This is a genomic window from Thioalkalivibrio sp. AKL17 (assembly GCF_000377885.1).
Lineage (GTDB): Bacteria > Pseudomonadota > Gammaproteobacteria > Ectothiorhodospirales > Ectothiorhodospiraceae > Thioalkalivibrio > Thioalkalivibrio halophilus.
Map to the genome: position 1 here is coordinate 326397 of NZ_KB898766.1, position 19240 is coordinate 345636.

Below are 19240 nucleotides of genomic sequence, written 5' to 3' on the forward strand. Positions count from 1 at the left end.
TCCCTCCAGTTCTCCGGTGTGCGACGCAACGACACCCGAGTGTAGAGTTCCGGTCAGCTGTTTTCCACGGTCGGCGCCACCTCCGGCCGGCGCAGCGAGCGCCACAGCCCGAGCGGGCGCATTCCGCGGCGCAGCAGGTGACCGGCGACCATGAAGATGATGCGCAGGGTATCGGCCGCCGGGCGGAAATGGCTGGGGCGGCGATCCTCGGGATAGATGCAGCGTACCGGTACCAGACGCGCCGGAAAGCCGTGCCGTTCGGCCGCGATCAGCGCCTCGCTCTCGAACACGAACGAGCGGCCGCGCCCGTGGGGGATGCGCATCTGCCGCAGCAGATCGGCGGGGTACAGGCGAAAGCCCGACTGCGAATCGCGCAGCGGCTGCGCCGAGGCCCAGCCGATCCAGAAATCCGCGACCCGGTTGCCGAACAGGCGCAGCGGCGGGGTACTTTCGCGCTCCTTCAGCCGGGCACCGAGGATCAGGTGTCGGGGGTGTTCCCGCCAGGCGGCGATCAGCGCCGGGATTTCCGTGGCGTCGTGCTGGCCGTCGCCGTCCAGGGTGACCACCGCGTCGGCGCCTGCGGACACCGCCTGCTGCATCCCGGCCCACAGGGCACCGGCCTTGCCGCGATTGGGTTCCAGGCGCAGGACCTCGGCATGGGTGGCTGCCAGGGTGGCGGTGTCGTCGGCGGAACCGTCGTCCACCACCAGTACCCGGTCGACCTGCGCCCGCGCGGCGGCGGCCACCGCCTCGATGGTCGCGGCCTCGTTGTGGGCCGGGATCACGGCGAAGACGACGGGCTCGGTCATGGTTGCGCGGTCCGGGGCATCAGGCCAGAGCACCGTTGATGCCGATGACCTGCCCGGAGACGTAGCCGGCGGCCTCGGAGGCGAGATAGCCCACCAGCCCGGCGACCTCGGCGGGCTCGCCGGCGCGCTGCATGGGCACCATGCGGCGGATGGTGTCGGCATCGAACGCGGATTCGCTCATCGGGCTCTCGATGATGCCGGGCGCGACCGCATTGGCGGTGATGCCGCGACTGGCGACCTCCTGGGCGAGCGACTTGATCGCCCCGTGCAGCCCGGCCTTGGCGGCGGCATAGTTGGCCTGGCCGCGGTTCCCGGTGACACCGGCCACCGAGGTCACCGCGATGACCCGGCCCCAGCGGGTGGTGATCATCGGCAGCAGCGCCGGCTGGATCACGTTGTAGAAGCCGTGCAGCGAGACCTCCAGCGGTCGGCGCCACTGTTCCGGGGTCATGCCGGCCAGCGGGGCATCGTCGTGCACCCCGGCGTTGTGCACCAGGATCTGGAACGGTCCGCGGGCGATCTCGGCCTCCAGCGCCGCGCGGGTGGCGTCGGCGTCGGTGATGTCGAAGCCCAGCACCTCGGCCCGCCCGCCGTCGGCGCGGATTTCTTCGGCAATGCTCGTGGCGGCCTCGGTATTGCGGTTGGCATGGACGAAGACCTCGCAGCCGGCGGCGGCGAGATCCCGGGCGATGGCCGCGCCGATGGCGCCGCTGCCGCCGGTGACGAGTGCGCGTCGCGTCATGGGGTTTCTCCGGATTCCAGGATGACCGTGGCGCGGGCCGCCAGCAGGCGTTCGCCGCCGGCTTCCACGGCGAGATCGTAGATCGAGCTGCGGGCGTCGGCCATCACCCGCTGCGCGTGGATGTCCAGTGCGGTTTCGACGGTGTCCAGGCGCCGCGCGTGGATCTGCAGGTCACGCACTGCAGCGAGATAGCCCGCGCGGGGTGGTGCGCTGTCCGCCGCGCCCAGGCTGCCGTGCACGGCCATCGCCTGGGCGCCGTATTCCAGTGCCGCCAGGGCGTGCAGGCCGGGTTCGCCGCGCAGCGGGTTGTCCGGATCACGGTGCGAGCGGGCGCGACAGTGGATGCGGTCGGCATCGTGGGCCACGACCTCGTCGAGCAGGCTCATCGCGCCGGCATGCGGCAGGCGCTCGCGGATGGCGGCGGCGTCCAGGATCATGGCGTGGCTTCCTCCACGTGCAGCCCGAGTACCCGCCCGGCGGGGGCTTCCAGGACCACTGCGTCGTGGTGGGCGCCGGCCAGACGTTCCAGCAGGGGCAGGGCCCGGGCCGCGGGATTGGTGGCGCGCAGGGCTTCCAGCGCCGGCGCCCGGCACGGGGTATCGGGACCGTTCCCCCCGGGGTCCAGGCGCAGCTGCCACTGCGCGCCCGCGACCGGTCCCAGGCGCAGGCCAAAGGCAAAATTCTCGGTGACCGGGCGGACCTCGCGGAACAGCTCCATGGACGGGACGTCGTAGCAGACCAGCAGGACCTCGCCGCCTTCGGACAGCTGCAGGGTGACCGCCTCCAGCAGCCCGGCGGCCACCGTACCGGTAAAGCCGGACAGGGCGGTGGCCGGTGCCGGGTTGCGGGTGGCAATGGACCAGTTGCCGGCCGCGGCGTTGTGCACCGAGTTGTGAAACTGCATGGGCGAGACCGCCGGGTCCGGGTGGGTCAGCGCCTCGCAGATGCGGTCGATGATGTCCATGTCGCCGCTGGAGGAGGCGAACACGCTGCGCATCGACGTGCGGTCACCGCCCTCGCTGGCCTCCTCTGCCGCACGCAGGGCCAGACGGATGGTCTGTGTGGTGCGACGGCGTTCGTTGGCCGGAAGCAGGCTGGTGGGCGGGATCTGCACCGGTGCGTACAGGTGCTCCTCGCGCCCGGCGAGGATCTCCCGCGCCGACGGGAAATCCGCCAGCCCGGGCCCGATCAGCCCGACCGCGTGGATGCCGACGGGATTCAGCACGGGGCCTCCAGCAGCAGCGAGCAGTTGTTGCCCCCGAAACCGAAGGCGTTGAGCAGCACCCGGCGCACCGGGCGTTCTTCGCTGGCCGCGCGCGCATCCAGACCCAGTTCGGGGTCCGGGTCGGTCAGTCCGGCAGTGCCGGGCACGAAGCCGCCGGCCAGACTGGCCAGGGCCTGGGCCGCGCCCACCGCCCCGGCCGCGCCCAGGGTGTGGCCGGTGAGGCCCTTGGTGCCGGCGCAGCGTGCCCGCGGGCCCAGGACATCGGCCAGCGCACGCGCCTCCGAGCGGTCGTTGGCGGGGGTGGCGGTGGCATGCATCAGCACGTAGTCCAGTTCGCGTCCTTCGCGCCCGGCGCGCTGCAGGGCCTCGCGCATGGCCCGTGCGGCGCCCGCACCCTCGGGGTGGGGCGCGGACATGTGATGGGCGTCGCTGGACTCGCCGTGACCGGTCAGGCGCGGGGCGTCCGCCGGGGCGTCCTCGGCGCGTTCCAGCAGGAAGAAGCCGGCGGCCTCGCCGATGGAGATGCCGCGACGCTGACGATCCAGCGGGGTGCAGGGCTCCGGCGCCACCAGCTGCAGCGCATTGAAGCCGTACAGGGTCATGCCGCACAGGGAATCGACCCCGCCGACGATGGCCGCGTCGCAGATGCCCGCGTGAATATGGCGCCAGGCATCGGCAAACACCTTGGCGCTGGAGGAGCATGCGGTGGAGACCACCATGGCCGGCCCGCTCAGGCCCAGGCGCGTGGCCACGTAGTCCGCCAGCGAATACATGTTCTGGGTGTGACGGTAGTCGTAGTCGGGGGGCAGGGCGCCGGTCGCCGGATCGCGTCGCCGGTAGGCCTCCTCCGTGGCCGCGATCCCGGAGGTGCTGGTGCCCAGCAGCACCGCGATCCGGTCGGCGCCGTGGCGACGTATCGCGGCATCCACCGCGGCGCGGAAGCCGTCCTGCTGCAGGGCGAGTTCGGCCAGGCGGTTGTTGCGGCAGTCGAACGCCGCCAGCTCGCCTTCCAGCGGGTGATCTTCCAGGCCCTGGACGCGGCCGATGAAGGTCTCCAGATCCACGTCGGGCAGGTCGCAGCGCCGCAGGCCACTGCGGCCCGCGCGCAGCGCGGCCGCGCCCGCGGTGTTGCCGGTGCCGGCGGCGCTGGTCTGGGTGTGGGCGGTAATGGCCAGGGCATTCATGGAGACGGTTTGATCCTCGAGCGCAACAACCCCGGCCCGGGGCCGGGGGCCTCGGACGTCAAGGGCGGGTTCACGGGACGGGCCAGCAACAGGGCCGCCACGTAGGAAAATACCACGCCCAGGGCCACGGTGAGACCCAGGGCGCGCAGCACCGGCAGGCTGGACAGGGCCAGGAGAGCAAAAACCAGACCGGTGGACAGGGCGCACAGGGTCACCGAGCGGCGGGTGCGCCGGGCCTCGTCCGGTTCCATGGTGCCCGGGCGGCCGAGGAATACCGCGTAGTCCAGCCCCAGCCCGATCACCAGCATCAATGCGATCAGGTGGAACAGGGTCAGCTCGATCCCGAGCAGCAGCAGGCTGGCGGTGGTCAGCAGCAGCCCGGCGGCGACCGCGGTCACGATGCGCAGGCTGCGCCCGGGATCGCGCGTCAGCAGCCACAGCAGGGCGGTGACCGCCAGCGCGGCCAGGGCCAGGCGGGTCAGGGCCGCCGTGCGGAAATCCGCGACCATGGCCTCGGTGGTGGCGCGCAGGTCGACCAGCCCGATTTCCGCCCCGCCGGCCGGGGCGTCGGCGTCGAGGCGCTGGCTCACGGCGCCGGCGTCGCTCAGCCCGCGCAGCAGCACCTGTCCGATCCAGGCCCGTTCATGGCCCGCCGCCGAATGTTCGCCCGGGGCCAGCAACAGCGGTTCCAGCGCCTGGCGCAGCGGCCCGTCGGGCAGGCTGTCAGGGGTCACCGGGTCCATCTCGCGACTGCGTTCCACGTCATCGAGAAACGGCGTGAAGGCCTCGGCCTGAAAGCCGTGGTCCCGCACGGCCCGTTCCACGTGTTCGGCCAGGGTGTCGCGCTCGGGCAGGGCCGCCTGGCGTTCGCGCTGGGTCACGATATCCGGGAGGATCCGCGCGGGATGGTCGAAACCGGTGATTGCCCCCGCGTCGCGCAGCGCCTCCAGCGGTTCGTCCAGCGCGTGCGCGGCCTGCAGCACGGCGTCGGCGGATTCCCCCCGGATCAGCACCAGATGGCGCACGTCCGGCAGCCCCAGCGCGTCGCGCAGTTCGCGGTCCAGGGCGATGGCCTCCTCGGGGACCGGATTGAGCGCGGTGAGCTGGTCGTTCCACGGGAAGGGGTCGCGGCTCAGCAGCACGGCCAGCGCCGCGATCACCGCCACCAGCAGCAGCCCGAGGCCCGCTCGCTGTCCGCGCGGCCGCAGCGAGGGCAGGGGCAGCCGCGGTTCCGGCAGGCCCCGTTCGCGTGCGCCGCGTGGCAGCAGGGCCGGCAGGACCCAGCGGGTCACCGCGGCGGCGACCAGGATCCCGGTCAGCACGAAGAGACCCAGCTGGGCCATGCCGGGGAACGAGGTCGCGGCCATCAGCGCGTAGACCAGCGCGGTGGAGCCGGCGCCCAGCACCAGCGCCGGCCACAGTTCCCCGGCGACCCGTGCGGCAGCCCGGCGGCCGGCGTGTGCGAACAGATGCAGGGGGTAGTCCAGTGCGACCCCCAGCACGGTGATGCCGAAGGCCAGCGCGATCCCGTGCAGATGGCCGAAGACCAGCGTGACCACGGCCGCGCCGGCGAGGATCCCGCTGCCCAGCGGGATCGCCGCCAGCCACACCGGATGGGGGTGGCGGAAAACCACCAGCAGCAGCACCGCCAGCGCCAGCGAGGCGGCCAGGCTGAAGGCGGTGACCTCGGCGCGGATGCGCTCGCGCGATTCCACCGCAATCGCGGGTGGCCCGGCCTGCAGCAGATTCAGGTCATCGGCGGCCAGGGCCGTGAACTCGCGGTCGACGCGCTGCAGCAGTTCCGTCTGTTCCTCCAGGCCCGCGGCCTCGGGCGCGATGCGCACGACCAGCAGGGCCCGGTCGCCCGCCGGGTCGGTCCATACGCCGTGCTGCCCGCGGGTCGCGTCGCCGAACGGGTCGCGCAGGCGTTCGCCCAGTTCCAGCAGTTCACCGGTGGGGTCGCGCGGGATCAGCTCGCGCGGCATCGCGGGTACTGCGCTGGAGAGGTCGGCGCGGCGCTCGGCGAACGCGGTGTCCAGGTGGTCCCGGGAGAAGCGCTCGGGCGTGACCGCCGGGCTCAGCAGATAGCGCAGGTCCAGGATGGCTTCCAGCGCCTCGGGGTCGAAATCGCCGCGTCCGTTGTGGACGCCGGCGACCGCCGGGTCCTCGCGCAGGGCGTCGGCGAGTCCGTCGGAGGCCGTGGCCCGCCGTGCGGCATCGCCGCCCTCGATGGCCAGCAGCAGCTGGCGGGCGCCCGGCCCGGCGTCGACGTCCAGCGGCAGCCCGGCCTCGGCTCCGGGGTCGGGCATGAAGCGTCCGAGATCGGTGGCCATCTCGCCGCGCAGGCCGAGGATCAGGGCCGCGATCAGCAGGCCGGCCAGCCACAGCGTGACCGCGGCACGCGAGGGGAGGGACGACATGCGTGGTCAGTCGCGTTCGCTGGACGGGTCGCCGGATGCCGGTGCTTCGAAATGCATGCGGCTGGTGCGGTTGCCGGATTCCCAGGTGTCCATGCGCCGGATCTCGCCTTCGCGGCCGCGAATGGTGATCTCGATGATCGCCCGGCGCAGCGCGCGGTCGCGCGGGCGCAGCTCCAGTTCCCAGGCTTCGAGATCGCCGTCCAGCTCGACCTCGAAGCCGGCTTCCAGTGCCTCGCGGTCGCCCTGCAGCAGGCTGCGGAACAGCCCGGCGAAGGCCTCCAGCCCGGGTTGGTCGTCCAGACGGATCTCGCGCACCGAATCGCCCCGGGTCAGGGTCAGCTCCCGGCCCTCGATGCGCACGTGCTCGCCGCGCCGGCCGTCGGTCTCGCGGATCAGGGTATCCGGGGGCTCGAAGGCGATGCGGCCGCTCTGGCGGTCCTCCGACTGCAGCATGGGGTCCTGGCGGACTTCGCGAAAGGCCATCTCCGCGGGGGCGTCGAGGCTCAGGGCCGCCAGGATCGCATCCAGGGTGTCCGCGGCGGCCGGCAGCGGCAGCCACAGCCAGGGCAGCAGGGCCAGCCATGCGAGCCGGGCGGGCCCGCGGGTGCGGAGGTGGTCAGTCGTCATGCCAGAAATCATAGAAGTTGAACCAGTTCCACGGGGCGTCCCGCACATGGGCCTCCAGGCGTTGGGCATAGTGGCAGGTCCACTCCTGCAGCACCGCGTCGCGGTGTGCCCGCGGCGCCTCGATCGCGTCGGCAAAGTGTTCGAAGACGATATCGTAGCGGTTGCCGCCGCGATAGAGTCCGAAACACAGGATCACCGGCACCTTCAGCACCGTCGCCAGCAGCATCGGCCCCATGGGGAAGACCGCGCGGTCGCCGAGAAATTCGCATTCCACGGTGCGGTCGTTTTCCACCACCCGATCGCCCAGCATGCCCACCATCTCGCCGCGTTCCACCGCCTCGCGGGCGCGGATCAGGGTGTCGGTGCGTCCCAGCGGGATCACGCTGTGCGCGACCTCGGGGTTGAGCGAGTCCAGCAGCCGGGTAATGACCTGGTTGTGGTCGGCGTCCATCAGTACCCGGACAGGGAAGTCGTGATGGCCGACGGCCAGGGCCCGCAGGGCCTCGAAACTGCCCAGATGGGCCCCCAGCAGGATCGCGCCGTCCCCGGAGTCCAGTGCCTGGTGGAAGATCTCGGCGCCGTGCACGCGGATGTCCAGGGCCTGCTCGCGCCCGGCGAGCAGGAACACCCGGTCGAGGATCACCGCGGCGAAGCTGTGCAGGTGGCGGGCGACATCGCGTACGCGCGGCGGATGCCCCAGCACCCGCCGCAGATACTGCCGGCTGTGGCGCCGCGCGCGCGGTGCCAGCAGCAGGAAATAGGCGGTGATGGGGTACAGCAGCAGGCGCCCGGCCGGGCGCCCCAGGCGCAGCGCGACCCACAGGATGATGCGCAGGGCGAGGGGACTGCCGCGTTCCTCCTGAGCGCGCCAGTCCCCGCTCATGACGGGTCGGCCGGCGGTTCGGGGTCCAGCTGTCCCGCGCACAGCAGGGTGGCGGACCCGTCATCGAGGACGCAGCGGAAGGCCCGAGAGCCGCGGCGCCCGGGCTCGTCGATCTCCACGCGGAACGGTGCTTCGGGGTGCAGCGGCGCCACGAACTTCACCTGCGGGAACCGGCCGGGGGCGGCCAGCCCCAGTTCTCCGGCTGCGTCCAGCACCTGTTCCAGGATGATCACGCCGGGCACCACGGGGTTCCCGGGGAAATGACCCGGAAGTGCCGGGTGGTCCTGCGGGACCCGGCGGGGCTGACTGGTCAGGGTGGGCATCTCAGACGGGCTCCCCGTGGCTGGCAAGCAGCTCCAGCAGTGCCTGACGCGGCAGCTTGCCGGTGGTCGAGCGCGGCAGGTTGTCCACCCGTACCAGCGGGCGCGGAAGAAACGCCGGGTCGAGCCGTTCGGCGAGCTGCTCCTGGATCGCGGATTCGCTCAGCTCCGGGGCCACCACCAGCGCCGCCAGCCGGGTGATCCCGTCGGCATCCGAACTGTCTGCGGGCGGAATGAACACCCCGTCCTCGACTCCGGGGAGGGTCTGCAAGTGGCGATTCAGTTCGACCAGCGAGGCCCTCTTGCCGGCGATATTGAGCATGTCGGCCAGGCGTCCGGTCATGCGGAAGCGGCCGTCCTCGGCGACCTCGATGCAGTCCGGCAGGGGAACCGGCTCGCGATGCTGCGGACCATGCGCGAGGGCCAGACCGGAGGCATCGCCGTCGGCGCGGACATGCACACCCGGGTACGGGGTCCAGTGGTGTTCCCGGACCGTGCGGCGGGAAGCGATGGCACCGGCCTCGGTGCAGCCGTAGATCTCGTTGACCGGGGCGCCAAAGTGCGCCTCGAGCTCCTTCGCGGTGCTGGCTTCCAGCGGTGCGGTGGCGGAGAGGATGCGGCGCGGCGCGGACGGGGCCGACTGGCCGGAACGCAGGCAGGTCCCCAGGTGGAAAGGCGTGGAGATCAGCACCGGACGGGTCTCGCGCTCCAGTGCCGCGTGCACGTCGGCAGGGTAGAACGGACGTTCGGCGAGCAGGGTATTGGGGCCCAGCAGGGCCGGGAGCACCGTGGACTCCAGCCCGTACATGTGCTGCGGCGGCACGGTGGCGACCAGGGTATGCCCGGGGGTGCGGTCCAGCTTCAGGCGCTGCAGCGCCTGCTTGGTGACCGCGACCAGATCCCCCCAGCGTCGTGGATGGGCGGTGGGCGTCCCGGTGGAGCCGGATGAAAAACCGAGGATCGCAGTGCGATCCCGGGGGATCATCGGGATGTCCGCGGGACGGTCTTCGTTCCCGCCCCCGGCGTCGCCACGCGCGCTGACCGCCAGGGTGTGCAGGGGGAAGTCCTCCTCGCAGGAGTCCACCAGTGCGACCGCTTCGGGATAGCCACGGGCGATCTCGCCCAGCACCGTGCGCCCGCGCGCCGGCGGCAGCAGGTTCATCTGTCCGCGCAGCAGGATGGCGCCGAACGCGACCGAGAACCGGTAACGGTCCTCGCACAGGTTGAAGGCCGCCGGCGCCTCGGGCAGGCGGGCGGCCAGTTCGCGGACGTCGGCCAGCCAGGCGGCGCGCGACACCGGGCGTCCGCCGACCCGGGCCAGAGGCGTGTCGGCGTCCGTCAGCAGCGGGCAGGCGAGGGCAGCGGCTTCGCTCATGGCTGCCTCAGGAGACGTCGATGATCGGCCCGCGCCAGCTGCATCAGATAGGCGACAAAGCCTTCGCGGGGTTCATCCGGCAGGAAACGGGCACGCAGCGGATATTCCAGCATGAACAGGACTCCCAGCAGAAGATAGTTCAGGCCGTTGGCCACGACCGCCCATACGGTCGTCGGCGCGAACAGCGACAGTCCGGCGGACACTAGCGCCAGCAGGGCGCAGGTACTCGCCCAGATGGCGGTGATGACCCGGGTATAGCGATGGACCGCGGGGCTGTCCGAGGCCCCCATTTCCAGGGCATACCGCGTGATCAGTGGCGTGGAGCCGGACCGCAGCGAGCGCGCGAACAGCGCCGCGATCAGGCCCGGGACCAGCACCGGCACCGCGTGGATCAGCCACTCGCCGGCCGGGGTCAGACCGAACAGCGCCAGCGCCGCCAGCAGCCCCGTGCCCAGCAGCATGCGTGCCCGCGGGCGCAGCGACGTGGCCACGGCGAGAAACACCAGCAGCGTCAGCAGGACCAGCGGCAGCGGCTGCAGCTCGACCCATTGCCCGGCGATCACTGACACCGGGTAGGCCAGCGCGACCGCAGCGGCCGGCCGTGCCGTCACGAGGACGTCCGGTTCGCCTCGATATGTTCGCTCAGCGCACGCAGGGATGCGAAGATCCGCAGGTTGTCCTCGTCGTCCGAACGGATCTGCACGCCATACGCGCGACCGATCGCCAGAGCCAGCTCGAGGGCATCGATGGAATCCAGCCCCAGACCCTCGCGGAACAGCGGGGCCTCCGGCTCGATGTCTTCCGGCGCCGTTTCCTCGAGGTTCAGGCTGTCCACGATCAATCGGGCGACTTCCTGCTCGAATGCCGTCTGCGCCCCCATAATTTCCCCCTGATGTCCCTGGTCGGAGGCGATGATACCGGTAAGACCCCGGGCTTGGTACCCTTCAAACGAAGGTGTTACGCCGGCGGCGGGTTGTGTCAGCCTTCGGCAAGGCCCGGATGCCGATCATTCTCATACTGATCATGGAGGTCACATTGGCGCAGCATCGCCGGGTAACCCTGGAACGCGTGGGTACGGACGGGCTGGCGATGTTCGCGCTGTCGCAGGTCGTGATCCTGGCGACCCTGGGGATCAGCCTGCTGCTAACGTGGCACGGCGTGCGCTGCACCGCGCATGCAGCCTGCCGGCCGCGGGAGGTGGGTACCGTGCTGGTGGCGGGGATGCAGCTGGAAGAGGGGCATCCGACCCCCGGATATCGCCTGCGGCTGCTACGGGCGCTGCGGCTGCTGCGCCGGCATCCGCAAGCCCGGGTGCTGCTGCTGGGCGGGCAGACCGCGGCACAGGGGCCCAGCGAGGCGGCGGCCGGGGCGGCGTTCCTGCGTGAACGGGGCGTCGCGAACGCGCGCATCCGCATCGAGGACCGCTCCACGCATACCCTGGAGAACCTGCGCCATGCGCGCGATTTGATGCGCGAGGAGAGCGCCGGCTCGGACGATCCGCCGGCGGTGCTGGTGACCAGCCGCTATCACCTGGCCCGGGCGCTGGCGATCGCGCGCGGGCTGGGTCTGCACCTGCAGCCGTGCCCCGCCGAGCCCGGCCGTCATGCTGCCCGGGGACCGGTATTGTGGCGCGAGGCCTGGCTGCTGCACTGGTACCACACCGGGCGGGTATTCGCCCGGGTGTTCCGCCGGCGCGGCATGCTCCGGCGGATCACCTGACCACGGACGCGGGTCCGGGTCAGCCGCGGGCGGCGAGGGCCTCCTCGTTGTAGGCGGCGTCGATGGTGGTGATGGTCTTCTCCACCAGGCGGAAACCCTCCACCGGGGCATCGTCGGCCATGTACTTCAGGCGCACCGGGCCGATCGACTTGACCGCCTCGGCACGCTCCAGCGTGGTGTCGGGGCCGTCGGCACCGGCCCCGTCCATCAGCGCGGTGAGGATTTCGGCCACGATCGGGTCCTTGTGTTCGCCGTTGCGGGCCTTTGCCAGGGTGCCGGCGGCATCGCCGTCCAGGAATTCCGTGTCCATGTGCCGATCCAGGTAGTTCAGCAGTTCGCTCAGGGTCATCAAAGCCTCCTCGGGTCGTTTGTTCAGCCGGTGCTGCCGGTGGCATCCATGCGGGCATAGGCCGCACGCGCCGCCGCCATCGCCCGGCCGGGTTCCACCACACCACGATCCGCCAGTACCGCCTCCAGAGCGGACAGGCAGGTCAGCACGTTGCGTTCGTTCGCGCCATAGCCCATCAGGCCGATGCGCCACACCTTGCCGGCGTACGGCCCCAGGCCGGCACCGATCTCCAGGCCGTAGCGTTCCAGCAGCTCGCCGCGCACCGCCGCCTCGTCCACGCCCTCGGGGACATATACGGAATTGAGCTGCGGCAGACGGTGTTCCTCGGCCACCAGGAATTCGAGACCCATGGCCTCGAGGCCGGCGCGCAGAGCGTCGTGGTGACGGCAGTGCCGCGCCCAGCTGTTTTCCAGGCCTTCTTCCTGCAGGATCACCAGTGACTCGTGCAGGGCGTACAGGGCGTTGATCGGGGCGGTGTGGTGATACGCGCGCTTGCTGCCGCCACCCCAGTAGCCCATGACCAGGTTCAGGTCGAGGAACCAGCTCTGCACCTTGTGGCTGCGCGCCTGGATGCGGTCCACCGCGCGCTGGCTGAAGCTGACCGGCGACAGGCCGGGGGTGCAGGACAGGCATTTCTGGGTGCCGGAATAGATCGCGTCCACGCCCCAGTCGTCGACGTACAGCGGGCTCCCGGCGAGGCCGGTCACCGAGTCGACGATGGTCAGGCAGTCGTGCTCACGGGCCAGCCGGCACAGGGTCTCGACGTCCGAGCGCGCGCCGGTGGAGGTTTCGGCGTGGACGAACGCCAGGACCTTTGCATCCGGATTGCCCTTCAGGGCGTCCGCGACCTTGTCCGGGGAGACCGGGTTGCCCCAGTCGTCTTCCACCACCACGGCGGTGCCGCCACAGCGTTCGACGTTCTCCTTCATGCGTGTGCCGAACACGCCGTTGATGCAGACGATGACCTTGTCCCCCGGTTCGACGAGGTTCACGAAGCAGGTCTCCATGCCGGCCGAGCCGGGGGCGGAGACCGGCAGGGTCAGCGCGTTTTCGGTCTGGAAGGCATACTGCAGCAGGCCCTTCATCTCTTCCATCATGCCGACGAACACCGGGTCCAGATGGCCGATGATCGGGCGACTCATCGCGCTCAGCACGCGCGGGTTCACGTCGGAGGGGCCGGGCCCCATCAGGGTGCGTTGCGGCGGAAGAAAGGAAGAAGCGGTCATCGTTTAACCTTCTGCTGTACTCAGGAAATCGGATGGCGCGAATGTAGGCCCCGCCCGGGGTGCGGGCAAGCGCCCCCACGGCGCGGCGGGAGTTCCCCGCGCCGGTTCATGGTCACCCTTCCCGGCGGTGGCGGTCCAGCAGGCTCAGCCAGTGTTCCACCCCGCGTTCGGTGCCCGACTGCAGGTGACTCAGGCAGCCGATGTTGGCCGACACGATGCGCGCCGGGGCCGCGGCCTCCAGGTTTGCCAGCTTGCGGTCGCGCAGCTGCCGCGCCATGGCCGGCTGCGTGATGGAATAGGTCCCGGCCGAGCCGCAGCACAAATGCCCCTCGGCGACCGGCAGCACCTCGCAGCCGGCCGCCCGCAGCAGCGGTTCCACGCGTCCGGCCAGGCCCTGGCCGTGCTGCAGGGTGCAGGGGGCGTGCCAGGCGATCCGGCGGTCCTCGTCGGCGACCTCGATCCCCAGCGCGGTGACGGTATCGGCGTCGAACAGCTCGGCCGGGTCGCGCACCAGGGCGGTGAGCTCGCGCGCCCGCTCCTGGTATTCGTCGTCGCCCTCCAGCAGGTGGGCGTAGTCGCGCAGCATCGCGCCACAGCCGCTGGCGGTAGAGACTACCGCGTCCACTCCCTGCTCCAGTGCCGGTGCCCAGGCGTCGAGATTGGCGTGCAGGCGGGCGCGGGTGCGTTCCGCATCACTCAGGTGATGCTCCACCGCACCGCAGCAGCGCGCCGCGGAGACCTGCACGACCTCGATGCCGCGCGCGGCCATCAGGCGCTGGAAGGCCGCGTTGATGCGCGCGTCGATGGCATCGTGCACGCAGCCGGCCAGCAGCAGCACGCGGCCGTGCTCGAAGGGTACGGCCCCGCCCTGCAGCACCGGGGCGCCGGCGGGTCGCCCGGGACGCGGCGGGGCCGGAAGGGCGGCCGGCACCTTGGCCCGCAGTTCGCCCCGCAGCAACGGGCGGGCCAGGCGCCCGGCACCCAGGGCGAGGCGGAACGGCCACCCGGCCGGGAGCGTGCGCTTGAGCATGGCGCGGAGCAGACGTTCGCGCCAGCCGCGCGGGACGTCGCGTTCCACCGCCTCGCGGCCGAATTCGACCAGATGCGCGTAGTTGACCCCGGAGGGACAGGTGGTCATGCAGTTGAGGCAGGTCAGGCAACGGTCCAGGTGGCGCCCGGTGGCGGCGTCGGCCTCGCCCTGTTCCAGTACCTGCTTGATCAGGTAGATGCGCCCGCGCGGCCCGTCCAGCTCGTCGCCCAGTTCCTGGTAGGTGGGGCAGGTCGCGTTGCAGAAACCGCAATGGACGCAGTTGCGCAGGGCCTGTGCGGCGATGCGGGCGGCCGGGTCGTCGGCGTAGCGTTCGTGGATACGGGTGTCCATGGGAGTGCTCGCTTCAGGTGCCGGTGGCGCGGGGCGGGGAGCCGGGCAGCAGCGGACTGTGGAACACGCCTTCGGGGTCCATGGCCTGCCGCACCCGGGCCTCCAGCCCCTCCAGGGCGGTGCCGCGCGGATGCAGGCGCGGTGCACCGGCCGGGTCCCCGTGCCAGATGCGGGCATGTCCGCCGGCGGCCTCCACCGCCGTGCGCACCCGCGCCGGGTCGGCCTCGCTGCGCAGCCAGCGCTCCCCGCCGCCCCAGTTCAGCAGCCACTCGCCGGGCAGTTCCGGCGGGGGCGTGGCCGGGGGCACGACGATGCGCCACAGGCGCTCGCCGGGCGCGGGTTCGCGCGTGAAGGGTTCCGCGCGATGGTCGCGCAGACCGCTCCAGAAGCCTTCGCCATCCGCGGCCGGGGCATCCCCCAGGCGCTCGGCGGCTTCCGTGACCGCCTGTTCCCCGCCGCTCAGACGCAGGTACATGCGGCCGTCGTTCCACGCCAGCCCGGAAAGGGGCAGGGCCGTACGACCGAGCTCGCGACAGGCGTCGATGAAGCCGGCGGCGTCCAGGTTCCGCTGCAGGGTGAGCTCGTGAGCGGGGCGCGGCAGGAGCTTGAAGCTGACCTCCAGCAGGACCCCGAGGCCGCCCAGGCTGCCGGCCATCAGGCGCGAGACGTCGAAGCCGGCGACGTTCTTCATGACTTCGCCGCCGAAGCGCAGGATCTCGCCGGAGCCGTTGATCACGCGGGTGCCCAGTACGGCATCGCGCAGGCTGGCGGTCCACGGCCGGCGCGGACCCGACAGTCCGGTGGCCACCATGCCCCCCACGGTGGCGCCCGGCCCGGGATCCCCCGGCTCGAACGGCAGCATCATGCCCACCGCCGCCAGCTCGGTTTGCAGTTCGGCCAGCGGGGTGCCGGCCCGCACACTGACCACCAGCTCGCTGGGGGCGAGATGGGTGATGCCGCGGTGCGCGGTCACGTCGAGGGTCTCGACGTCCGCGGGCAGGGGGTCGGGGCGGGCGATCGCCGCCCGGGTCCCGCCCCCGGCGATCCACAGCCGGCGGCCGCCATCAGCGGCCTCGCGTACCGCGCGGGCGAGTTCCTGGCTGTGGTCGGCGGTCTCGGACATCGGTCTCCCGCGGGTTTCGGGTGGCGGCGCGCGGGTGCGTTCGGCATCCGGCCGGTCGGGGGCGGCCCCGCGCGGTTCAGGCCGGGAGCGTCGGCGCCGCCGTTGCCGGGCCGGGCCCCGCAGGCGGATCGCGCCGCCGCTGGTTCCACACCACCACCAGCCCCAGGGCCAGCGCCGGCAGATAGAACCAGTACGGGCTCGGCCGGTCGGTGGGCACCAGCACCGCGGTGATCTCCCAGCCACCTTCCAAGCCTACGCGGGCGGCGGGACTGCCGAAAGCAACCGTGCGGATGCGCGTTCTTTCCTCCGGATCCACGTCCAGACCGGCCTCCGACAGGCGCTCCAGCGGGTCGTCACGGCGCTCGCTCAGGGGGAACATCACCGTGCGGGTGACCTCGCGTCCCTCCAGATCCAGGCCGGTGGCCCGCAGGCGAAGGTTCGCCCCCTCCGGGGCTGCGTCCACTACCTCGGTCAGGGTCGCCGGGTCCTCGCTGACATGGGCCGGCGCGATGCGGTCCATCAGCACGGTGGGTGCGAGCAGGGTGAAGGCCACCACCAGCAGCAGGGCGGACTCCCAGTAGCGGCTGCGGGTCAGGAACCAGCCCTGGGTGGCCGCGGTGAACGCCAGGATCCCCGCCAGCGAGCCGAAGAACACCAGCGCCAGCTGGAACACGTTGTCCACCCCGATCAGCAGCAGCTGGCTGTTGAAGATGAAGAAGAACGGCAGGGCCACGGTACGCAGGCTGTAGGCGAAGGCCTGGAGGCCGGTGCGCACCGGGTCCGCCTTCGCGACGGCCGCGCCGGCGAACGAGGCGAGGCCGACCGGCGGGGTGACATCGGCCATGATGCCGAAGTAAAAGACGAACAGATGGGCGGCGATCAGCGGGATCAGGACGTCGTTCTGGGCCCCCAGCTCGACCACGATCGGGGCCATCAGCGTGGCCACCACGATGTAGTTGGCCGTGGTCGGCAGGCCCAGGCCCAGGATCAGGCTGATCACGGCCGTCAGCAGCAGGACCAGAAGCAGGTTGCCGCCTGACAGAGTGTCGACCACGTCGGTCAGCACCAGCCCGAGCCCGGTCATCGCCACCGTGCCGACGATGATTCCGGCCGCCGCCGTGGCCACCCCGATCCCGATCATGTTGCGCGCGCCGGTGGCGAACCCGTTGAACAGTTCCCAGATTCCGGCCCAGGTGGCCTGCAGCAGGCCGCCGCTGCGGCGGAACAGGGCCACCAGCGGCCGCTGGGTCAGTACGATGAAGATCATGAAGGCCACCGCCCAGAACGCGGCCAGGCCGGGGGACAGGCGCTCCACCACCAGAGCCCAGACCAGCACCACCAGCGGCAGGATGAAATGCATGCCCGCCAGCACTGTGGGGCCGATGCGTGGCAGCGGGCGGTCGGTGTCCAGCGGCTCGGGGTCCGGCTCGCGCGCGGCGATCCACAGCAGCACCAGATAGGCCGCGAACAGCAGTCCGGCGATGATCCAGGCGGCGCGCTCGTCCGCCACGTCCTTGATCCAGCCCAGACCCCAGTACACCGCGGCGGCGAGGATGATCAGGCTGCTCAGGGTCAGGCCGAAGGCGATCAGACGCCCGCGCAGGGTCCCGCCGACCGCGCGCTGCAGGCCTTCCATGCCACCCTTGCAGGCCTCCAGGTGCACGATGTAGAGCAGCGCGATGTAGGCGATCAGGGCCGGCAGGATGGCGTGCTTGAGGACCTCCACGTAGGTGATGCCCACGTACTCCACCATCAGGAACGCGGCTGCGCCCATCACCGGCGGCATCAGCTGGCCGTTGACCGAGCTGGCGACTTCGATGGCCCCCGCCTTGTGCGCGGGGAAGCCGACGCGTTTCATCAGCGGTATGGTGAAGGTGCCGGTGGTCACGGTATTGGCGATCGAGGAACCGGAGACCAGTCCGGTCATGCCCGAGGCGATCACCGCGGCCTTGGCCGGGCCACCGCGCATATGCCCCAGCAGGGCGAAGGCCACGCGGATGAAGTAGTCGCCGGCCCCGGCGCGTTCCAGCAGCGCGCCGAACAGCACGAACAGGAACACGAAGCTGGTGGAGACCCCCAGGGCGATCCCGAACACCCCCTCGTTGGACAGCCACTGCTGGGCCATGGCGCGCGGGTAGCTGGCGCCGCGATGGGCGATGATGTCCGGCATCAGCGGCCCGGCGAAGGTGTAGAACAGAAAGATTGCCGCGATGAGGGTCAGCGCCGGCCCCAGCACCCGCCGCGCGGCCTCCAGCAGCAGGATCAGGCCGACGCCGGCGAGGATCAGATCCACCTCCGTGGGGGCCCCGGCACGCTGGCCCAGGGCCTCGTGGAACAGGTACAGGTAAAGGGCGCTGAATGCCGCCACGCCGGCGTAGATCCAGTCGGTCAGCGGAACCCGGTCCAGCGGATCGCGCCCGCGCAGCAGCGGCCAGGCCACCGCCAGCAGGGCCACGCCCAGCGCGGCATACACCTCGCCCAGGCGCTCCAGCCCGGCGAACTGCCACGCGCCCAGTGCCAGCAGGGCGAGCCCGCCAAGGCCATAGGCGAAGCCGAAGGCGCGGGTCGGCAGGGCGCGCCGCGCGGTGGGCCGGAAGGCCGGGAACAGCAGAAAGGCGAGGAACACCGCGAACGCGAGATGCACCGCCCGGGCATCGGTGTCGGACACCGTGAACCAGTCCAGCGCATCCGGCAGCGGCGAGGCGATCCACAACTGGAACAGCGACCACGCGACCGCGACCACGAAGATCAGGCTGCGCGTCGCTGTTCCGGGATGGCGCGCACCGGTCTCGATCTCCTGCGGGGCGGCGGATTGCGGGGGTGTGCGTTCGGGCTCAGTCATGGATCCATCCTGCCTCGCGGAAATAGCGCCGCGCCCCCGGATGCAGCGGCGCGGACAGGCCTTCGTCGACCATCGCCTCGCGCTCCAGTCCCGCGAACGCCGGGTGCAGACCGCGGAAGGTGTCGAAGTTCTCGAACACCGCGCGGGTTAGGGCGTAGGCGGCCTCGTTGCTGGTGCGCTCCGAGGTGACCAGGGTCGCGCCCACGCCATAGGTACGGATGGTGTCTTCCTGTCCGGGATAGGTCCGGGCCGGGATCTCGGCGGCCATGTAATACGGGGTTTCGTTTACCAGCCGGTCGATGGCTTCGCCCTCCAGCGAGACCAGCCGGGCGTTGCAGGTGGCGATGGGTTCCTGGATCGCGGCCGACGGGTGCCCGACCGAGAACACGAAGGCATCCACGCGGTTGTCGCACAGCGCCTGGGCCTGTTCGCGCGAGGGCAGTTCGGCGACCCGGGCGAAGGTGTCGTGGTCCCAGCCGAGTTCGTCCAGCAGTTCTTCCATCATCGCGCGCTGACCCGAACCGGGGTTGCCGATATTCACCCGCTGGCCGCGCAGGTCATCCAGGCTTTCGATGCCGGAATCCGGGTGCACCACCAGGGTCAGCGGTTCGGGGTGCAGGCTGAACATCGCCCGCAGGTGACGCGCCGGGCCGAAGGCCTCGAAGCGTCCGCTGCCGTGGTAGGCGTGGTGCTGCAGGTCCGACTGGGCCACGCCGAAGTCCATGTCGCCCGAACGGATCATGTTCAGGTTGAACACCGAGCCGCCGGTGCTCTCGGCGGTGCAGCGCATGCCGTGTTCGTCGCGCGCCGCATTGAACAGCCGGCACAGGTGCTGGCCGGCGGGGTAGTAGACCCCGGTGACCCCGCCGGTGCCGATGTTCACGAAGGCCTGGCCGGCCGCAGCCGGCAGGGCCAGCAGTACCCCCAGCAGGCCGAGCAGCAGGGCCGGACCGTTGCATCCGCCGTACCGGTTCATTCGCGTTTCCTCGTGACGCCTGATCGACGGGAGTCTAGG

At 71.3% G+C, this 19240-nt stretch carries 19 protein-coding genes; 1 reads left to right on the forward strand and 18 read right to left on the reverse strand.

Annotated features, from left to right (window positions below):
* Positions 1-53 precede the first annotated feature (53 nt).
* From D577_RS0107665 to D577_RS0107720, 12 genes are read right to left on the reverse strand one after another with little or no spacing between them, the layout of a single operon-like run.
* Positions 54-809 carry a glycosyltransferase family 2 protein gene (locus D577_RS0107665; RefSeq protein WP_018946926.1) on the reverse strand — a complete coding sequence of 252 codons (756 nt, stop codon included), beginning with the start codon at positions 807-809 and terminating at the stop codon, positions 54-56.
* A gap of 19 nt (positions 810-828) precedes the next feature.
* Entirely contained in the window at positions 829-1551 is a 723-nt protein-coding gene (gene fabG, locus D577_RS0107670; RefSeq protein WP_018946927.1) for a 3-oxoacyl-ACP reductase FabG, read from the reverse strand.
* Complete coding sequence (locus tag D577_RS0107675; protein WP_018946928.1) at positions 1548-1988, reverse strand: hypothetical protein; 441 nt, start codon at positions 1986-1988, stop codon at positions 1548-1550. The genes fabG and D577_RS0107675 overlap by 4 nt, the downstream gene beginning before the upstream one ends.
* Positions 1985-2773, reverse strand: coding sequence for a beta-ketoacyl synthase chain length factor (locus D577_RS0107680; protein ID WP_038036161.1), 789 nt, complete (start codon positions 2771-2773; stop codon positions 1985-1987). Before D577_RS0107680 ends, D577_RS0107675 begins: the two co-directional genes overlap by 4 nt.
* Positions 2770-3960 carry a beta-ketoacyl-[acyl-carrier-protein] synthase family protein gene (locus D577_RS0107685; protein ID WP_018946930.1) on the reverse strand — a complete coding sequence of 397 codons (1191 nt, stop codon included), beginning with the start codon at positions 3958-3960 and terminating at the stop codon, positions 2770-2772. Before D577_RS0107685 ends, D577_RS0107680 begins: the two co-directional genes overlap by 4 nt.
* Positions 3957-6380 carry an MMPL family transporter gene (locus tag D577_RS0107690; protein ID WP_018946931.1) on the reverse strand — a complete coding sequence of 808 codons (2424 nt, stop codon included), beginning with the start codon at positions 6378-6380 and terminating at the stop codon, positions 3957-3959. Before D577_RS0107690 ends, D577_RS0107685 begins: the two co-directional genes overlap by 4 nt.
* A 6-nt stretch (positions 6381-6386) precedes the next feature.
* Positions 6387-7007: a LolA-related protein gene (locus D577_RS0107695; RefSeq protein ID WP_018946932.1), complete on the reverse strand. Its 621-nt coding sequence runs from the start codon at positions 7005-7007 to the stop codon at positions 6387-6389.
* Positions 6997-7890, reverse strand: a complete 894-nt coding sequence (locus D577_RS0107700) for a hypothetical protein (protein ID WP_018946933.1) — start codon at positions 7888-7890, stop codon at positions 6997-6999. The genes D577_RS0107695 and D577_RS0107700 overlap by 11 nt, the downstream gene beginning before the upstream one ends.
* Positions 7887-8213 (reverse strand): hypothetical protein, encoded by a 327-nt coding sequence (locus tag D577_RS0107705; protein WP_018946934.1) that lies wholly within the window; start codon positions 8211-8213, stop codon positions 7887-7889. Before D577_RS0107705 ends, D577_RS0107700 begins: the two co-directional genes overlap by 4 nt.
* A 1-nt stretch (position 8214) precedes the next feature.
* The gene (locus D577_RS0107710; protein WP_018946935.1) at positions 8215-9585 is read right to left on the reverse strand and encodes an AMP-binding protein; all 1371 of its coding nucleotides are present in this window, start codon (positions 9583-9585) and stop codon (positions 8215-8217) included.
* On the reverse strand, positions 9582-10196 hold the full coding sequence (locus tag D577_RS0107715) for a hypothetical protein (RefSeq protein ID WP_018946936.1): 615 nt from the start codon (positions 10194-10196) through the stop codon (positions 9582-9584). The genes D577_RS0107710 and D577_RS0107715 overlap by 4 nt, the downstream gene beginning before the upstream one ends.
* Positions 10193-10465: a phosphopantetheine-binding protein gene (locus D577_RS0107720; protein WP_018870250.1), complete on the reverse strand. Its 273-nt coding sequence runs from the start codon at positions 10463-10465 to the stop codon at positions 10193-10195. The genes D577_RS0107715 and D577_RS0107720 overlap by 4 nt, the downstream gene beginning before the upstream one ends.
* Positions 10466-10584: 119 nt before the next feature.
* Here D577_RS0107720 and D577_RS0107725 point away from each other — a divergent pair, with 119 nt between their 5' ends.
* Positions 10585-11304, forward strand: a complete 720-nt coding sequence (locus tag D577_RS0107725) for a YdcF family protein (RefSeq protein WP_018946937.1) — start codon at positions 10585-10587, stop codon at positions 11302-11304.
* A 19-nt stretch (positions 11305-11323) separates the two neighbouring features.
* Here D577_RS0107725 and D577_RS0107730 read toward each other — a convergent pair whose 3' ends face one another.
* The 6 genes from D577_RS0107730 to D577_RS0107755 form a co-directional block, all read right to left on the reverse strand.
* Complete coding sequence (locus D577_RS0107730; RefSeq protein ID WP_018946938.1) at positions 11324-11653, reverse strand: hypothetical protein; 330 nt, start codon at positions 11651-11653, stop codon at positions 11324-11326.
* Positions 11654-11676: 23 nt separating this feature from the next.
* On the reverse strand, positions 11677-12879 hold the full coding sequence (locus tag D577_RS0107735; RefSeq protein ID WP_018946939.1) for an alanine--glyoxylate aminotransferase family protein: 1203 nt from the start codon (positions 12877-12879) through the stop codon (positions 11677-11679).
* A 112-nt stretch (positions 12880-12991) separates the two neighbouring features.
* Positions 12992-14260, reverse strand: a complete 1269-nt coding sequence (glcF, locus tag D577_RS0107740; protein WP_018946940.1) for a glycolate oxidase subunit GlcF — start codon at positions 14258-14260, stop codon at positions 12992-12994.
* Positions 14261-14273: 13 nt separating this feature from the next.
* On the reverse strand, positions 14274-15383 hold the full coding sequence (gene glcE / locus D577_RS0107745; protein ID WP_018946941.1) for a glycolate oxidase subunit GlcE: 1110 nt from the start codon (positions 15381-15383) through the stop codon (positions 14274-14276).
* A 76-nt stretch (positions 15384-15459) separates the two neighbouring features.
* On the reverse strand, positions 15460-18225 hold the full coding sequence (locus tag D577_RS0107750; RefSeq protein WP_018946942.1) for a TRAP transporter permease: 2766 nt from the start codon (positions 18223-18225) through the stop codon (positions 15460-15462).
* Positions 18218-19201: a TAXI family TRAP transporter solute-binding subunit gene (locus tag D577_RS0107755; protein ID WP_018946943.1), complete on the reverse strand. Its 984-nt coding sequence runs from the start codon at positions 19199-19201 to the stop codon at positions 18218-18220. The genes D577_RS0107750 and D577_RS0107755 overlap by 8 nt, the downstream gene beginning before the upstream one ends.
* Positions 19202-19240 lie beyond the last annotated feature (39 nt).

What these genes read in the sequence shown, in the direction of transcription:
- D577_RS0107665 (WP_018946926.1), bottom strand. Translation starts at nt 809, where the DNA reads ATGACCGAGCCCGTCGTCTTCGCCGTGATCCCGGCCCACAACGAGGCC.
- fabG (WP_018946927.1), bottom strand. Translation starts at nt 1,551, where the DNA reads ATGACGCGACGCGCACTCGTCACCGGCGGCAGCGGCGCCATCGGCGCG.
- D577_RS0107675 (WP_018946928.1), bottom strand. Translation starts at nt 1,988, where the DNA reads ATGATCCTGGACGCCGCCGCCATCCGCGAGCGCCTGCCGCATGCCGGC.
- D577_RS0107685 (WP_018946930.1), bottom strand. Translation starts at nt 3,960, where the DNA reads ATGAATGCCCTGGCCATTACCGCCCACACCCAGACCAGCGCCGCCGGC.
- D577_RS0107690 (WP_018946931.1), bottom strand. Translation starts at nt 6,380, where the DNA reads ATGTCGTCCCTCCCCTCGCGTGCCGCGGTCACGCTGTGGCTGGCCGGC.
- D577_RS0107695 (WP_018946932.1), bottom strand. Translation starts at nt 7,007, where the DNA reads ATGACGACTGACCACCTCCGCACCCGCGGGCCCGCCCGGCTCGCATGG.
- D577_RS0107700 (WP_018946933.1), bottom strand. Translation starts at nt 7,890, where the DNA reads ATGAGCGGGGACTGGCGCGCTCAGGAGGAACGCGGCAGTCCCCTCGCC.
- D577_RS0107705 (WP_018946934.1), bottom strand. Translation starts at nt 8,213, where the DNA reads ATGCCCACCCTGACCAGTCAGCCCCGCCGGGTCCCGCAGGACCACCCG.
- D577_RS0107710 (WP_018946935.1), bottom strand. Translation starts at nt 9,585, where the DNA reads ATGAGCGAAGCCGCTGCCCTCGCCTGCCCGCTGCTGACGGACGCCGAC.
- D577_RS0107720 (WP_018870250.1), bottom strand. Translation starts at nt 10,465, where the DNA reads ATGGGGGCGCAGACGGCATTCGAGCAGGAAGTCGCCCGATTGATCGTG.
- D577_RS0107725 (WP_018946937.1), top strand. Translation starts at nt 10,585, where the DNA reads ATGCCGATCATTCTCATACTGATCATGGAGGTCACATTGGCGCAGCAT.
- D577_RS0107730 (WP_018946938.1), bottom strand. Translation starts at nt 11,653, where the DNA reads ATGACCCTGAGCGAACTGCTGAACTACCTGGATCGGCACATGGACACG.
- D577_RS0107735 (WP_018946939.1), bottom strand. Translation starts at nt 12,879, where the DNA reads ATGACCGCTTCTTCCTTTCTTCCGCCGCAACGCACCCTGATGGGGCCC.
- glcF (WP_018946940.1), bottom strand. Translation starts at nt 14,260, where the DNA reads ATGGACACCCGTATCCACGAACGCTACGCCGACGACCCGGCCGCCCGC.
- glcE (WP_018946941.1), bottom strand. Translation starts at nt 15,383, where the DNA reads ATGTCCGAGACCGCCGACCACAGCCAGGAACTCGCCCGCGCGGTACGC.
- D577_RS0107750 (WP_018946942.1), bottom strand. Translation starts at nt 18,225, where the DNA reads ATGACTGAGCCCGAACGCACACCCCCGCAATCCGCCGCCCCGCAGGAG.
- D577_RS0107755 (WP_018946943.1), bottom strand. Translation starts at nt 19,201, where the DNA reads ATGAACCGGTACGGCGGATGCAACGGTCCGGCCCTGCTGCTCGGCCTG.